Below are 16,303 nucleotides of genomic sequence, written 5' to 3' on the forward strand. Positions count from 1 at the left end.
TTCTTGATTATAAAAAACCAGGTTAACTCATGGCCGAGAGACAAGAGTTAACCTTTAAACCATTACACATCAATTAAACAGGCAAACATAGAATAGCCATCAATCGTCATTGGTGGGCCTGCACGATGGGCACGAAAACCAGCAGCACGTAATAAACGCTCTACACCCAGAGGAGAAGTCGTAATAAGTTGTTTGGCCCCTTGTGCTCTTGCAAAGTTAATCGCTTCTTGCAGAATTGCAATAGAAACTGGCGATGACACTGCTTGACTTGCTGTTGTAGGCGGATTTGAAAAATCTACGGCTGAAAATCTTGATAATTCCCAAATTTCTGGGGAACACGGGAGAGGTATTCCATTCATTAATTGAGGAAATATTTCACCAAGTAAATACGGTTGAGTCGTAGGTAGTAATCTGGCACAGCCAATAATATTAGAGTCTCTATCTTGAGCGACCACATAAGCTGTATCGACTTTATCAAATTGATCGAGTTCTTCATTATGTGGGCAGTTTAACTCCCATCCTAAATGCTCAACAAATACCTTATAACGGTAACTTTTAAATTTGCTATATAAGCCTTCTGAAAAATTGTTTTGAAATCCAGCAATAATATTCACTACAAGTGCTTCCACTTATTTTTGATGTGACTTTACTGAACAGCTGGAAAGGCGGTAACTGTAAAAATTTACAGGTTTCTAAGAGAAATTCAGACTTACTTTAGACTTGATTAAGCTTGTATTGATTTGAGCATAAATGAACTGTTCCCAGAACAAAGTATCTATCTTCCTTTTGATTAATGTTTCAGTGCTATCAAATCCAATATCTGTACCAGATATATCAACAATCATAATATTGCTTCTAGGCAGACCAGTTCGTTTTAAAGTAACAAAACCGTTTTGTTCAACGAATTCCCAGTCCCATCCTGTACTTAAAGCAGGAGTTTTTAATGTCGCCCATTCAGTAAAACCATAATAAACAATTTGAGATTTTTCAATTTGGGTTGATTCAACGATAGATACAACGTGTTGAAAAGGGTAATTCATGAGTTGGTTCTCATTCATACGAATAAAACCATCTGTCGAAATTGAAAAATGAGGGGTAATGTTGGCCATGCTACCTGTTCAAGTACCCTGAAATAGAAATCTTTTGATAAATACCATAAATTATTGCCAATTAAATACTGTTATGTTTAACAGGTTAAATATAATTTGATGCCCTATATCGTTAAGCTATTCTTATTGGAAGATTACTCAAGTATTAAGGTTGGCTAAAGTAAAAAATGATTATCTTGTAGTTATAATATAAAAAATGCTTTTGACAATGCTCAATTGACTTACTTTTTTTAGCTTTTTTAAGTGGCTTTTATACTTGTTATCAAAACAATAGTTTTAACTAAAATAAGCTACCATGTAATTATTTGATTTGCTAAATAATTATTTGTTTTTTTAGTTTGAATATATAATGATTGGTAAAATTATATTGCTTGGATCATTGTTGAAATGTATTATTTAATTAAATTAATAAAATATAATTTCAAGATTAAATAATGAGCATTGTTTTTTTATTTTAAAAACTATATTTTTTGGAATAAAATGCATCCTGTAAAATTTAATTTTTTCAAGCATAATCTGTATATTGAATATAACAACCTTAAAGGCTTTCAGAAATTTAGTTTATCTGAATAATTTACAACCATTTGGGCTTAAAAGTGTTGTTAATTGGATGATGAGTTCAAAATCTGCAATTGAGAAAGTAATAAAAGAAGATGAAGTAATGGAAATATTTTAACAGCCTCATAATCTTTTAGATTTTTGTAGAGTTCTATTGAAATAAAGGTAAAAAAATAGCCCTACGCTTCAATTTAATTATTTGGATTCACAAGAGATAACTGAACAAAAAATAATTTCTGAATGGAGCCTAATGAGAGCAAATGGAAAGTTGGCAAGAGGATTTATTATCAGCATTTTTGGTCGTAAAAAATGAAGATGAATTGTTTGAAGTAGTCAAATCGACAGCGTCAAAGCTTGGATTTGATTATTGTGCTTATGGTATGCAGTCACCGCTGTCTATTGCTGAACCAAAAACAATTATGTTGAATAATTATCCTCAGGCATGGCAAAAGCGCTATATAGAACAACGTTACGTGAAGGTAGACCCTACTGTGCAGCATTGTATGGTATCACTTCAACCTCTTGTCTGGTCGAGTCAAAATGCAAAAACACAAGAAGAAAAAGATTTCTGGGAAGAGGCGCGTTCTTATGGTTTAAATGTCGGTTGGGCTCAGTCAAGTCGTGATTTTATTGGGACGAGAGGGATGTTAACACTAGCAAGATCCACCGATCAATTATCAGAAAAAGAGCAAAAAGCACAATATACAAATATGTATTGGTTGACCCAAACAGTGCATTCCAGCATTGCTAAAATTGTCAATGATGTAGAGTTCTCTCAGTTCAACCTTTATTTAACGAACCGAGAAAAAGAAGCTTTACGTTGGACAGCAGAGGGTAAAACCTCAGCAGAGATTGCTCAGATTATTGGGGTTACTGAAAGAACTGTAAATTTTCATCTTTGTAACTCGATGCAAAAATTAAATGTAAATAATAAAATTTCAGCAGCTATTCGAGCAGTAATGCTGGGACTTTTGTAAAAAGATATATAAAGAATATAGAGTATTATAAAATAAATAATTATATGATATTTGTTTAAATATTTTTATAATGTGTATCTTAAGTTTTTATTTTAAAAAGTTAATCTATGAATTTAAAGTAAGGAATAAGTTTATTATTTTTTAAATAAAATTATTTATAGTTTATTATAATAATATATAAATTAAATTTTAATTATCTGAAATAAAATTAAGTAGGCGGTATTAATAATTTAATCTTAAAAGTAAAATTATACGAGAGTTGATATTATTTGATAATTTATCTTTAAAAGAACTATAAATTATATCTCATATAGAAACTAAAAAAATTAAAACAAACGCAGCAGAAGAAAAACTGAGTAATGATCTGAAGATTAAAAAATTTTACTTAAGAGTATCTAAAAGTAGATCAAAGAATGGTCGCTTTTTTAATTATTTAAAAGTTCTTAAACTATATAACTGAATAAAAAATAATTTTTAAAAATATTTTAGCTTCTTATTTTTCAATAAGTAACATCTAACCTGTAAACCCTTACAGGTGTAATAAAGGACACTTGTGCATAAAATATAATGTGAATTTATATTTTAAAGAAAAAGTATATTCATTTTTATTAAAACCCCCAACTAGAAATTAATTTCTGAATCAGCAGGTTTTAAGGGTTAATTATAATTAATCGGAGTAAGTTATGGCTGTAATGTGTACGGATAATATCATTGCAACTTTGGAATCCCACGCGAACCTAAATGGGGGTAAGACTGCTTTTGAGTATTTGGGACGCCAATCTGGTGGGATTCAATCTCTAACGTATGCAGATCTGAATAAGCGAGTTCAACACCAAGCTCAGATATTAATGAACCTTGTAGACAGTGGTGATCGTGCAGTCTTGCTGTTCGAACCGGGGCTAGACTTTATCGTATCGTTCTTTGCTTGTCTGAAAGCTAAAATTATCGCAGTACCAGTTAGCCTGCCGTTTAATCGCAATGGTTTTTCTAATATTTTGAATATTATGAATGACTGTGAGCCAAAAATCGTGCTCACAACAAAAAAGATTCTTGAGTTATCTGGCCTAATTACATTAAAAGCTCAAAATGAAAGTTTAATACTACATGCTGTTGATACGGAATTTCAGCGAGACTTGGTGGAAAAGGATTTTCCTTATATTGATGCAGATGATGTTTGTTTCCTTCAATACACTTCAGGATCGACCGGTTGGCCTAAAGGTGTAATTGTTACCCACAAAAATATTATGGCAAATGAAGCCATGATTACGGAAGCTTTTTGTACACAACCTGATGATATCGGCCTTACATGGTTGCCTGTTTATCATGATATGGGATTGATCGGCTCGGTTTTGCAGAGCGTGTATGTGGGGCTAACTTGTTATGTAATGTCGCCTCTGGACTTCATACGTAAGCCGCTTAAATGGCTACAATTTATTAGTGAAAAAGGCGTCACGATCAGTGGTGGTCCAAACTTTGCGTATGAGTTGTGCTTGCATCGTATTTCAGATGAAGACGCAGTAACGCTTGATCTGAGCCGCGTACGTGTACTATTTAACGGTGCGGAACCAATCAAAGCGCATGTCATGCAGCGTTTCATGGAGAAGTTCAATACTCAGTCCAAACTGAAACTAGATACTTTCTTGCCATGCTATGGCTTGGCGGAAGTGACGCTCTTAGTCAGTGGTGTGACTGGCCCTCTCAATGCAATTTCTCTTGATCGTGATAAGTTGAATGCCCACTTGGTACAAACCAGTCAGGATCAGACCGCGGTGCAAGTGGTGAGCTGTGGCAAGATCTCGGCGCACATTGATTGCCGCATAGTTAATCCGCATACCCATAAAGAAGTAGCAGCTCATGAAGTTGGTGAAATCTGGCTAGCAGGAGAGAGTGTCACAGCAGGCTACTGGCAGAAGCCTGAGATCAATCAGGAAACCTTTGAAGCAACGATCCTTGATGAAGCAGGTCAGCCAAGTAAAGAATATTACTTAAGAACGGGTGATATGGGCTTTATCAAAGATGGAGACCTGTATGTAACTGGCCGTCTTAAGGATGTAATTATTATCCGTGGCAAAAACTATTACCCACAAGATATCGAATGCTCTGTTGAAATGGCACATCCTGCTGTTCGTAAAGGCTGTGTTGCAGCAGTAAATTTTGCTGATTCTGAGGGTGTTACGGTTGTACTTGAGATCAAGAAGAAGTCATTAAACAAGACTCTTAATTTTGAAAACATCAGGACTCAGGTTAAAGAACAAGTGGCAGCTGATATTGGCTTGCCTGTAGAAGGGGTCTATTTATTGCATCAAGGCCGAATAAATAAAACGACTAGCGGCAAAATTAGAAGAAGAAAAATTAAAGAACAGATCGAGCGAGGTCAGCTGGTCTGTTTGACCCATCCAAACCGTAGAACGGTGATTGCTCGAAATTATATCAAGAACGGCTTAGACGTCATCCGTGATCGTGAGCAGCGGGGGCAGTTGATTCGTTATAGCTCCAATCTACTCAACTCAATGATCAAGGAACGTGAAGTACGCACGCTGATTTTTAATCGTCTGAAAAGTGCTTTGTTTTAACCCTTACCCTTTAATCATTTGAGTGAAAATTCATGTCACTTACTTCCAATTTGCGGCAGTTTCAATCTGCTGCTCGTCTGGAGCAAATTTTAGGCTCCGTACATGATACCAACAATGATTTTTCTTGGTCCGCTGCCATCGAGCGTGATGAAAAGGAACAGTATCCTCAGCGTGCTGTTGATTTTCTGAATGCGGTGGGCATGAACCGTTTCTATGTACCTTCAGAACTTGGGGGGCGCATGGAAATTGGTGAAGAGTTGTTATATCTGCATCGTGTGTTAGCACGACGCGATCTAACCATCAATTCGACCTATAGTACGAATGCTTGGTCTGTGATCGTATGGATCGGTGGTAATGCGAATCAATGTCAAAACATCGCTAACCGAATTTTAAGTGGTGCTGCGCCAGCACTAGCCTATAGTGAAAAAGCACATGGCGCTGACCTGTTATCTAGTGAAGTGACTGCACAATCTGCTGAAAGCAAATATGTCTTAAATGGCGAAAAATGGTCGATCAATCGCGCCACTTTAGGTGACTCTTTAAGTCTGATTGCTAAAACATCGAATGATCGTGGACCGCGTAGTTTGAGTGCATTCTGGCTCGATAAGCGTCAAATGGCTTCGAAAGGAACGTATAGCCTGAACCGTCTGCCAACAGTGGGTATGCGTGGTCTAGATATTAGCGGTATTGGTTTTAATAATGCTGAAATTCACAAAGACGCTCTAATCGGTGAAGAAGGCCAGGGCTTGGAGCTTGGTCTCAAGACGCTACAGGTAACACGTGCATATTGCAGTAGTTTCTCGCTCGGAGCGGGTGACACGATGCTACGTATCGCGACCGAATTTGCTATTGAGCGCGAGTTATATAACAAAAAAGTGATAAACATTCCGCTAGTGCGTGAGCAACTCGCCACCGCCTATGCTTATCTTTTAGCGGCTGAGGTGTTATCACTCGTTGGTGCGCGTGGATTACATGTTTGTATCAATCAATTCAGTACATGGTCACCAATCGTCAAGGTCGTAGTACCTGAGTATGTGGAGTCACTTGCCAAGATCACTTCTTCAGTGCTTGGCTCACGTTTTTTCTTAAGAAATGCATATGCTGATGGAATGTACCAAAAAGCATTCAGAGACCATCTGATTGTTAGTGTATTTGATGGTAGCAGTACCGTCTGTCTAGACAGCCTGAGTTTTCAGCTCAAGTCTGCCAATAAAGGTCGTAGTAAAAAAGCCGATCAACTCAATCAAGCCGAAGCTAAAGCACGCTATCGCCAGTTGTATGACTTGCAGGTAGAGACAGGGGCTATTGATTTTCGTGAGCTTGAGATTTTTAACCGAGATGGTGACTTGGTAATGGAGTCGCTCGGGACAATCATCGAAATGCTCAACAATACCGATGTCACAGCAGAATTGTCTGCCCAAACGCTTTCTACACTACGTGAGCGAGCAAACCAGTTGCTTGTTGAACAGAGCTCATTGGATCAAAAAATTCAGGATTACTTTTCAAACTCTGAGCAAAGCAACGAATTTGAAACGCTGCGCTTTAGCCTTGCCCGTGGTTACGCCGAGCTGTTTGCCCGCATTGCTGTGCTGGGTTTCTGGGTTTTTAACCGTCATGGTTTAAGGCCTGCTTTGCAGGATGGTGCATGGCTGATCATTTTCTTAAATACCGCTGAAGGAGAGACATCTCCTCCTATGGCATCAGTACGTGAAAGCACATTGGCAGATTTGCTAGACCGAATTTCAACTAACCATATGTTATCTGTTATCGATTTTGCATTGGCACCGCGCGATGCCAAACCAGTTAAAGAGGAGATTACCCCATGAATAAGGATAAAGCTTACTGGAGCGCGATCATTCGTACACTAGTAGCCAAAGAAATGCGTGTAGAGCCTGAGACGATTGATCCAGAGCAAAAATTTACTAGTTATGGTCTTGATTCGATCGTTGCTTTGTCTGTCTCTGGGGATTTAGAAGATCTGACAAAACTGGAGCTTGAGCCGACATTACTGTGGGATTACCCAACAATTAATACATTGGCCGAATATCTTGTTTCTGAGTTGCAACAGGGGGTTGCTTCATGAATAACATTGCACACCTAGAGCCAAAAATTCTGTCACGTCACGCGATTTCTGCAGAGCAGCTTGGTATTTGGTATATCCAACGTTTTGAGCCAACTTGCAGTGCCTACAATATGGTGGTGGCCTTTGATGTAAAGGTCAATCAACCATTAGGCAACAAACCGATGGAGATTTTGGAAGCGGTGATGGATGATTACCCGCTATTGCGTGTAAGCATGCCTGCCAATGAACAGGGGATTGAGCAACTTATCTGGGATCGCGTGTATCCTAATATTATTTTCACTGATGCTCGACATGTTGAAGCTTCTGATTTGACGCAATTGGTTGAACAAGATACCAAGCAGCCATTTGATCTGACTCAACCACCATTGTGGCGTATTCATTGTTATGAACGTGGTCAGAATCATTATGTGGTCGCAGTTGTGATTCATCATGCCTTAATGGATTTCTGGTCAATTGGTCTGTTGCTGCGTGATGTCTGCAAGCGCTTTGGACTAATTACAGAGTCAAATGCAGTAGACGGAATCGAGTTCGCACAGTATGCGGATAAGCAGAAGAACAATGCGACCGACGATGCTGATGAAAGCCTACTTTTCTGGAAAAATGCGTTACAGCACGCACCACATGTGCATAGTATTCCGCTTGATTACCCACGTCCAGCTGTGCAGCAACATAAAGGTAGCTCGGTGATTTTCCGTGTGCCTGAGTCAGTATCATCTGGGCTTGTGAGCTTGGCGAAAGATTATGAGATCACTTTGTTTGGTCTTGTACTATCTGGCTTTTATATCCTACTTAACAAACTATCAAATGAAAATAATCTAGTTATTGCCACAGCAGTAGCAGGTAGGCTTGAGCGTTCTTTGCGTAATGCGCTTGGGCAATTTGTCAATACAATAGCTCTTCATGTAGACATTGATGCTGATCAAACCTTACGCCAATTTACGCAACAGGTCCAAGAACAATTAAAACAAAGCCTAAAACATCAAAAAGTTGCCTTTTCCAGAGTAGTTGAGGCTGTCTCACCAAAGCGCGATGGCAGTATTAACCCATTGGCTCAGGTGGGAATGTTCTGGGAACGTCTAGGCGGCATGGATGAGTTTAAGGAACTACTCTTACCAATCCAGAATCCAGCTACATTAGTTGGTCAAGACCTGACTTTAGGAAGCTTTCCAGTTCGCCAGCAAGAAGGTCAATTAGACATTATGCTGGAAATGGGGGGTGAATATCAGGGTGAACTGGTTGGTGTACTGAAATACAATTCCGAAATATTCTCTGCAGAGTCTGCCGAGAATATGGTGCAACTGCTGCAAATCATACTATCGGAGATGGTGACCCATCCTGAGCGTAAGCTCATTGAGTTAGATATTGCTCCTAGTTATGCGAATAACATCCAGCTAGGCTATCTACATGGTCAGGTTACGGACTATTCTAAGCATGATTTATTGGCAATGATTCTGAAGCAGATTGACGAGCGTGGTGATAACTATGCTACGACCTGCAGAGATCATGCTGTCAGCTATCATGAGTTAGGTCAGCATATCGCTGGTATCGCTGAATATTTGCGTGCACACAATATTACCAATGGTGATCGTGTAGGTCTGATGTTAGACCGTACTACGCTATTGCCTGCTGCAATCCTCGGAATTTGGGCGGCAGGAGCAGCATATGTACCATTAGATCCTAGTTTCCCAAGAGAACGTCTGCATAACATCGTAGAAGACGCTGAACCTAAAGTCATCTTGACTCAAGCTGAGTTAATGGATGCTCTTAATGTTTCTGTGCCTCATTTAGATATTAATCAAGCTGGTGTTGTACCCCTTGAGCAAGTGCGTGAGACACTTGCCTTTGGTGATACCGCTTATGTGATGTACACCTCAGGTTCGACAGGGAAGCCTAAAGGCGTGCGTATTGGGCATCCTTCAATGGCTAATTTCTTGCTGTCTGTGAATGATAGGCTGCAAGCAACGCCAGATATGCAGTTATTGGCGATTACAACTTATGCCTTTGATATTTCGGTTGTTGAGCTATTGATTCCGTTGATGTACGGCGGTGTGGTACACGTCTGCCCACGTGAGGTATCGCTAGATGGTAACTTGCTGGTGGACTATATGCAGGCGAAGTCGATCAATATTATGCAGGCAACACCAGCCTCTTGGAAAATGCTTTTAGATAGCGACTGGAACGGTATTCCGGGTATGACTGCAATTAGTGGCGGCGAGGCACTCGATCCTATACTTGCAGAAAAACTTTTGGGCAAAGTAAGTTGTCTCTGGAATATCTATGGCCCGACCGAAACTACGGTATGGTCGAGTGCAGCCCACATTACCGATGCAAAATTGATTGATTTAGGCCAGCCAATGGCGAACACCCAGCTCTATGTTCTTGATGAACAACAGCGGTTGGTCCCACGCGGTGTTATGGGAGAGCTCTGGATTGGAGGTGATGGTCTAGCAATTGATTACTGGCAACGACCTGATTTGACAGATGCACAATTCAGAACCTTACCATCTCTACCAAATGCTGGTCGACTTTATCGTACTGGAGATAAAGTCTGTTTGCGTATGGATGGGCGTTTGACCCATCACGGACGTCTGGACTTCCAAGTCAAGATCCGTGGATTCCGTATTGAACTGGGTGAAATTGAGAATGTTCTCAAACAGATCGATGGTATTACAGATGCCGTAGTATTGGTTAAGACCACTGCCGACAACGATCAGAAACTGGTGGCCTATGTGACAGGGTCTGAGATTGATATGGCAGGTTTGAAAAAGACCCTGCAAATCCATCTCCCAGCTTATATGGTGCCAAGTACGTTTATCCGTTTGGATGAATTTCCAATGACGGGTAGTAACAAAATAGATCGTAAGGCGTTCCCTGAGCCAGTGTTTGAGCAGAGCAATGATTATGTTGCACCACGAGATTCGATCGAAATCGAGCTATGTACTACCTTTGAGCAGATTTTGTCAGTTAAGCGAGTGGGTATACATGATGATTTCTTTGAGTTAGGCGGGCATTCATTACTTGCGGTGAAGCTTGTCAATCATCTCAAGAAGGTATTTGGTACCGAATTATCAGTTGCCTTACTAGCACAGTACTCCACTGTAGAAAGTTTAGGCGAGATCATCCGTGAAAATAAAGAAATCAAACCTTCCATCGTAATCGAATTACGTCGTGGAACCTATGAACAACCGTTGTGGCTGTTCCATCCGATTGGTGGTAGTACTTTCTGTTATATGGAGCTTTCGCGTCATCTCAATCCGAATCGTACTTTACGTGCTATTCAGTCTCCAGGATTGATTGAAGCAGATGCCGCTGAAGTAGCCATTGAAGAAATGGCGACACTCTATATTGCTGAAATGCAGAAGATGCAGCCTGAGGGGCCTTATTTCCTCGGTGGATGGTGCTTTGGTGGTGCGATTGCATACGAGATCAGTCGTCAGTTGCGTCAAATGGGGCAGCAGGTCACAGGGATTGTCATGATCGATACTCGTGCTCCAATTCCAGAAAATGTACCTGAAGATGCTGATGATGCCATGCTCTTGTCTTGGTTTGCTCGTGATTTAGCTGTCCCATATGGGAAAAAGCTGATGATCCCAGCGCAATACTTGCGCGAATTAAGTTCAGATCACATGTTTGATCATGTGCTTAAAGAAGCTAAAGCTATCAATGTTATACCTTTGGATGCTAATCCATCAGATTTTCGACTTTACTTTGACACTTATTTGGCTAATGGCGTCGCACTCCAGACCTATTTCCCAGAACCTGAAGATTTTCCGATCCTCTTGGTCAAGGCTAAAGATGAGATGGAAGATTTCGGGGAAAGCCTCGGTTGGGATCAACTGATCAAAGATACGCTTACACAAGTGGATCTGCCTGGTGACCATTCATCGATTATGTTCGCTGAGAATGTGGCGGCTGTGGCCCAGACAATTGATCAGATGTATCCAGTTCCTGCATAAAAAATATAAGAAGGTAGAACCACTATGGTGACCATAGAACATGCTTTCCTCATACCAGGCGATATTGATAAGGTCTTTAAATATCTCGCCAACCCGGGTCATGATGTAAGCTGGCAATTGTCATGTAAGCATTCTGAGCTACTAGATAATACTCCGCGTGTGGGCAGTAGGTATGAAATCGGTTTGACCTTTGCGGGTCGTGAGTTGGCCTTTAAAGGTGAAATTACTCATCTGGTACCTAACGAATTATATGCCTTTCAAGTGCTAGAAGGACCTTTTCTTTATACGGGTACTTACCACTTTAAACCGCATCCAGAAGGTACATGGATTGAGTGGCTTTTTGTGGCTGAACCAGGCGGCTTTTTTGGTGTCTTTCCCGATGCACTGCTAAAAAAGATGGTTCTTGCCCAGTTCAAGAAAGATCTTATTAATCTCCAAGCACTGGCCAAAAAGGGTGGAACCTATGAGGCAGTGAGTCAGCAAGCACAGGAGATCGAAGAACCGTCGCAAGAGATCGAGAAGCCATCACAAGAGATTGAAGAGCCAGCACAAGAGGCCGATAAAAAATCACACGAGATCGAAACACCACTTCAAAAGACTCATCCAGTGATGGAAAAATATGCGCGTTGGATTCTCAGCCATCGCCGTATTGTGCTGACCGTAGTCATGCTCTTAACGATTGTCTTGGCATATCTCGCATCGGGCGTAAAAATTATTATTGATCCGGGCGCACTTGCACCTAATGGGCATCCTTATATCACCTCGACCAAACTGATCGAAAAGAAATTCGGTTCCAAGTATATGGTCGTGATCGGCATTACACCGAAACAAGGTGATATTTATCAGCCGCAAGTATTAGAAAAAGTTAAACATATTACCGAAGAAGTTGACAATGCACCTGGCGTAGTTCGTTCTACGATGATGAGTCTGGCTGCACGCCAAGCCAAAGGGATCATGGCTAATTCGGAAGGGTTTGATGCCAAGAAATTATTGCCAACCAGTTCTGTAACTCAGGACGATATCGATCATTTGAAAAAAATGTTGGCAATGAACCCGACCTATATGAATTCAGTCGTATCTAAAGATCAAAGAACTGCTGCAATTTTGCTTGAGCTTGAGGAAAGCCCGGAAGGCTTCCAGAAGATGATGGCTCCAATCAACAAAATTGTAGAGAGCGAACAATCTAAAGATATGACCATCAGTGTTGGTGGCAATCCCGTCTATCTCGATAAAGCTGAAGATTATTCTAAGCGTATCAATATCTTGTTCCCAATTGCTGTGTTGGTGATAGGTTTATTGCACTTTGAAGCATTTCGCAGTAAGCAGGGGTTGATCTTGCCACTCGTTACAGCTTTGCTGTCTGTGGCATGGGGTATGGGCATGATGGGCCTATTTAAACAGCCGATGGATATTTTTAACTCGCCTACACCAATTTTGATTTTGGCCATCGCAGCAGGTCATGCCGTACAGTTGTTAAAGCGGTACTACGAAGACTTTGACCGTTTGCTTGCTCAAGGGATGGAGCCTAAAGCTGCCAATAGTGAAGCTGTTGTTCAATCTCTGGTCCGTGTTGGTCCTGTTATGATATTGGCTGGCGGAATTGCAGCGGCTGGGTTCTTCTCCCTGTTAACTTTCAATATTCCGACTATTCGTTCATTCGGTATTTTTACTGGGATCGGGATCATTAGTACACTCGTGATTGAGATGACTTTTATTCCGGCACTGCGCTCGATGTTGCCACCACCTTCTGCTACGAAGGTCAAACGTAAAGGTCTACCGATATGGGATTGGATTCCAAACCGTATTGGTGATGCTATTTTGTCAGTTCGTCCGCGAATGATGTTAATGACTGCGATTGCGGTAGTAGGTGTCTTACTTGCTATCGGCACCAGCCGTATTGTAGTAGATAACGATAGTCGAAATTTCTTCTCGCGTGACCTGCCAATGCAGCAAGACGACAGATTTTTGAATCAGTCTCTTGGTGGAACAAATAGCCTTTACATTATGGTCGATACTAAAGTTCGTGATGGTATCGAAAACCCTGAAATTCTCAAAGCAATTGATAATACAGAAAAGTTCGCGAATTCAATTCCAGAGGTCGGTAAAACAATCTCTATTGTGGACTATATCAAACGAATGAATCAGGCCATGAATGCCGATCAGCCACAGGCATTTCAGGTTCCTGCAACCAAAGATGTTGTTGCTCAGTATTTACTGTTGTATTCAATGTCTGGTGAGCCGACAGATTTTGATTCTTACATTGATACCACTCAGCGCTATGCCAAGATTACGATTCTTATGAAAACAGGTAGTAATCATCGCATTACAGAAATCCTTGAATCGTTAAAAACTTATATGGCAGGTCAATTCGGTGATAAAGCTGTAGTAAGTTTTGGTGGTGACGTGACTCAGACTATTGCTTTAACTGAAACAATGGTCCACGGCAAACTCATGAATATTCTACAAATTTCATTTGCCGTCTTCTTTATATCAGCTTTGGTCTTCCGCTCACTTTCAGCTGGGCTGATCGTTCTGACACCCCTTTTATTCTCAATTCTTGCGATCTTTGGGGTAATGGGTTGGCTCAATATTCCCCTCAATATTCCAAACTCTCTCATCTCGGCCATGGCTGTTGGTATCGGTGCGGATTACGCCATCTACTTCCTCTATCGCTTGCGTGAAATCTTGCGTGAAGAAGGCGGAGATATCAAAGATGCTGTTCGTAAAACCTTAAGTACAGCTGGTAAGGCTTCTCTTTTCGTCGCGACTGCGGTTGCTGGTGGTTATGGTGTACTGTCCTTATCACAGGGCTTCCACGTACATCAATGGCTAGCGCTGTTTATTGTGATTGCGATGCTTTTCAGTGTATTTGCAACCTTAATTATGGTACCTACAATGATTTTGATGCTAAAACCACGTTTTATCTTTTCTTCAAATAAGAAGAGCATTCCTGTTGCACAAACTGTCGTGACAAGCCTTTTGTTGGGTACGGCACTTACTTTTTCACTACCTAAAACATCACATGCAGATGAGGCTCAAGACATTGTTAATCGTAGTGATGATGCCTCTAAGTTCTTGTCTTCAACTGCTAGCGCCAAATTTATTCTGACGTCTAAAAATGGTGAGCAACGTGTACGTATGACTAAAAATATGACTAAGCTTGCTGGAAATACTCAGAACAATATGCGTTTGACTGAGTTCATCTCGCCAGCGGATGTCCAAGGCACTACTACACTGTTGATTGAAAATGCAAAAGGCAGTGATAGCATGTTTGTCTATTTGCCTGCATTGAAAAAAGTACGTCGACTAGCATCAGCGAATAAGGGCGATGCTTTTATTGGTACCGATTTTAGTTATGGTGATGTACTTGGCTATAAGCTCAGTGACTGGAAGTACACGAAACTGGCAGATGGCAAATTTAATGGTAAAGATTGCTACATGATTGAAGCAACGCCAATCAATAATACGGTGAAGAGTGACTTTGGTTATAGCAAACGTCGCATGTGCATACTCAAAGACAACTTTGTTACAGCAACCATCGACATTTGGGATACCGCAGGTAAGCCGTTAAAGCACATTGAGTTCACCGATATCCGTCCTTACGGCAAAGTGAAACCAAGATGGCAGGCCATGAAATCTATGGCGAAAAACTTGCAAACTCAACATATGACGCAAGTTATCGTCAATGATTTTGCCGCAGAAAAAACTTTATCCGATAAGCTTTTCTCACCGCAGAGCCTTGAAAAATGACGCAAGGTGCCTATTGGGTATTTGCATGCTGTAGTAGCTTTATGCTACTGCAACATGCTTATGCAGATGACAGCGAAATTAGTTTTGTAAGCCAGAACTCGGCCAGACTCGATGTGTGGTCATCAGATCGTGATTTAAGTTCGTTAAAAAATATTGGACAAGCAAGTTTCTGGTCCAATGGTACGCTTAAGTTTAACCCAGCGTTTAAGATCCATTACGATATAAATATTGGAGACGAAACGGACCATACTGTAAATCCGGATCAGGTGAGTAAGGTGAATCGCAACTTACGTGAGTTGTATGCATCTTATAACTGGGATCAAACGTTTTATTTCGACTTTGGTCGCCAGATTGTGGTCTGGGGGAGAGCTGATGGGATTAACCCGACGGATAATCTCTCGCCTCGTGACTATACGCGTCTAGTGCCAGATGAGACAGATCAACGTCTTGGAAATGACGCACTCAAATTGACGTATATTCCTGAATCTGGAACTAATAAATGGACGGCATTATGGTATCCGCGTAGCCGTTCAGATGTGATTCCATTGCGTCAGATTGCTGGTGTTCAGTATGACATAGACCGTAAGAGCCGTCCTGCGTTTGCAGTGCGTTGGGATTATTCCGTAGATGGTCTAGATGTAGGTGCATCGTATTTTTCAGGTTTAGATCACATGCCTGATCTGTCATTGCAGTCGTTATCTCCAACAGGAGCAACGTTACAATTGAAAAATAATCCTATGTCTGTCTATGGGATTGATTTCAGTTATAACCGTAACGATATCGTGTGGCGTGGTGAAGCTGCATATACAAAGACTGACTCGGATGGCAGCGAAGATCTTACGCATAAGAAAAATAATTTAACCGTGGTCATGGGACCCGAATGGTCATTAAAAAATACTACGCTAAGCTTAATGGGTGTGTACAAACATACAGAGGACGTAAGGTCTGCCGATAGCTTGACAGATCCATTATTGAGAGAAGTTTACCGTTATCAGCAAACAATTAGTGATCAATATCAGCAAAATCAGTATGGAGCTATGCTGCGCTATGCACTTAACCTGCTGAATGACAATTTAAAGTTAGAAGTAACAGGGTTCTATTTTGCGCCCAAACCGAATGAGTTACTAAGAGTACGTATTAATTACAACCTCAATGATCACTGGCAGCTGAATGCAGGTGGCGATCGCTTCTGGGGCAGAAATGATACTGTGTTTGGACAATTTAGAGATAACAGTCTGGTATATGCCCAGATTCGATATAATTTTTAAGATAATCCGCTTCAAGTAATACTGGAGCT

Annotated in this window: 9 protein-coding genes; 7 read left to right on the top strand and 2 right to left on the bottom strand. The window is 40.8% G+C overall.

The window, feature by feature from the left end; all coding sequences use genetic code 11:
• Window positions 1-62 precede the first annotated feature (62 nt).
• Both abaI and ABLC00_RS00640 read right to left on the bottom strand, forming a co-directional pair.
• Window positions 63-629: an acyl-homoserine-lactone synthase AbaI gene (gene abaI / locus ABLC00_RS00635; protein ID WP_080775625.1), complete on the bottom strand. Its 567-nt coding sequence runs from the start codon at window positions 627-629 to the stop codon at window positions 63-65.
• Window positions 630-692: 63 nt separating this feature from the next.
• On the bottom strand, window positions 693-1,109 hold the full coding sequence (locus tag ABLC00_RS00640; protein WP_006581257.1) for a DUF4902 domain-containing protein: 417 nt from the start codon (window positions 1,107-1,109) through the stop codon (window positions 693-695).
• Between the two features lie 818 nt (window positions 1,110-1,927).
• Here ABLC00_RS00640 and abaR point away from each other — a divergent pair.
• From abaR to ABLC00_RS00675, 7 genes are all read left to right on the top strand, one after another.
• Complete coding sequence (gene abaR / locus ABLC00_RS00645) at window positions 1,928-2,644, top strand: LuxR family transcriptional regulator AbaR (protein WP_004711094.1); 717 nt, start codon at window positions 1,928-1,930, stop codon at window positions 2,642-2,644.
• A 683-nt stretch (window positions 2,645-3,327) separates the two neighbouring features.
• Window positions 3,328-5,217: a fatty acyl-AMP ligase gene (locus ABLC00_RS00650; RefSeq protein ID WP_042076770.1), complete on the top strand. Its 1,890-nt coding sequence runs from the start codon at window positions 3,328-3,330 to the stop codon at window positions 5,215-5,217.
• Window positions 5,218-5,267: 50 nt separating this feature from the next.
• Window positions 5,268-7,043 carry an acyl-CoA dehydrogenase gene (locus tag ABLC00_RS00655; RefSeq protein ID WP_080775629.1) on the top strand — a complete coding sequence of 592 codons (1,776 nt, stop codon included), beginning with the start codon at window positions 5,268-5,270 and terminating at the stop codon, window positions 7,041-7,043.
• A complete protein-coding gene (locus tag ABLC00_RS00660) occupies window positions 7,040-7,300 on the top strand; it encodes an acyl carrier protein (protein ID WP_002054205.1) in 261 nt (86 codons plus the stop codon). The genes ABLC00_RS00655 and ABLC00_RS00660 overlap by 4 nt, the downstream gene beginning before the upstream one ends.
• Window positions 7,297-11,256 carry an amino acid adenylation domain-containing protein gene (locus tag ABLC00_RS00665; RefSeq protein ID WP_348941217.1) on the top strand — a complete coding sequence of 1,320 codons (3,960 nt, stop codon included), beginning with the start codon at window positions 7,297-7,299 and terminating at the stop codon, window positions 11,254-11,256. Before ABLC00_RS00660 ends, ABLC00_RS00665 begins: the two co-directional genes overlap by 4 nt.
• A gap of 24 nt (window positions 11,257-11,280) precedes the next feature.
• The gene (locus ABLC00_RS00670) at window positions 11,281-15,006 is read left to right on the top strand and encodes an outer membrane lipoprotein-sorting protein (protein ID WP_044423418.1); all 3,726 of its coding nucleotides are present in this window, start codon (window positions 11,281-11,283) and stop codon (window positions 15,004-15,006) included.
• The gene (locus ABLC00_RS00675; protein ID WP_033846973.1) at window positions 15,003-16,274 is read left to right on the top strand and encodes a hypothetical protein; all 1,272 of its coding nucleotides are present in this window, start codon (window positions 15,003-15,005) and stop codon (window positions 16,272-16,274) included. Before ABLC00_RS00670 ends, ABLC00_RS00675 begins: the two co-directional genes overlap by 4 nt.
• The last annotated feature ends 29 nt before the right edge of the window (window positions 16,275-16,303 follow it).

It is taken from the genome of Acinetobacter nosocomialis (genome assembly GCF_041021905.1).
Taxonomy (GTDB): Bacteria; Pseudomonadota; Gammaproteobacteria; order Pseudomonadales; family Moraxellaceae; genus Acinetobacter; species Acinetobacter nosocomialis.

Coding starts and splice junctions, on each gene's coding strand:
- abaR (WP_004711094.1), top strand. CDS start 1,928: ATGGAAAGTTGGCAAGAGGATTTATTATCAGCATTTTTGGTCGTAAAA.
- ABLC00_RS00670 (WP_044423418.1), top strand. CDS start 11,281: ATGGTGACCATAGAACATGCTTTCCTCATACCAGGCGATATTGATAAG.
- ABLC00_RS00665 (WP_348941217.1), top strand. CDS start 7,297: ATGAATAACATTGCACACCTAGAGCCAAAAATTCTGTCACGTCACGCG.
- ABLC00_RS00640 (WP_006581257.1), bottom strand. CDS start 1,109: ATGGCCAACATTACCCCTCATTTTTCAATTTCGACAGATGGTTTTATT.
- ABLC00_RS00660 (WP_002054205.1), top strand. CDS start 7,040: ATGAATAAGGATAAAGCTTACTGGAGCGCGATCATTCGTACACTAGTA.
- ABLC00_RS00675 (WP_033846973.1), top strand. CDS start 15,003: ATGACGCAAGGTGCCTATTGGGTATTTGCATGCTGTAGTAGCTTTATG.
- ABLC00_RS00650 (WP_042076770.1), top strand. CDS start 3,328: ATGGCTGTAATGTGTACGGATAATATCATTGCAACTTTGGAATCCCAC.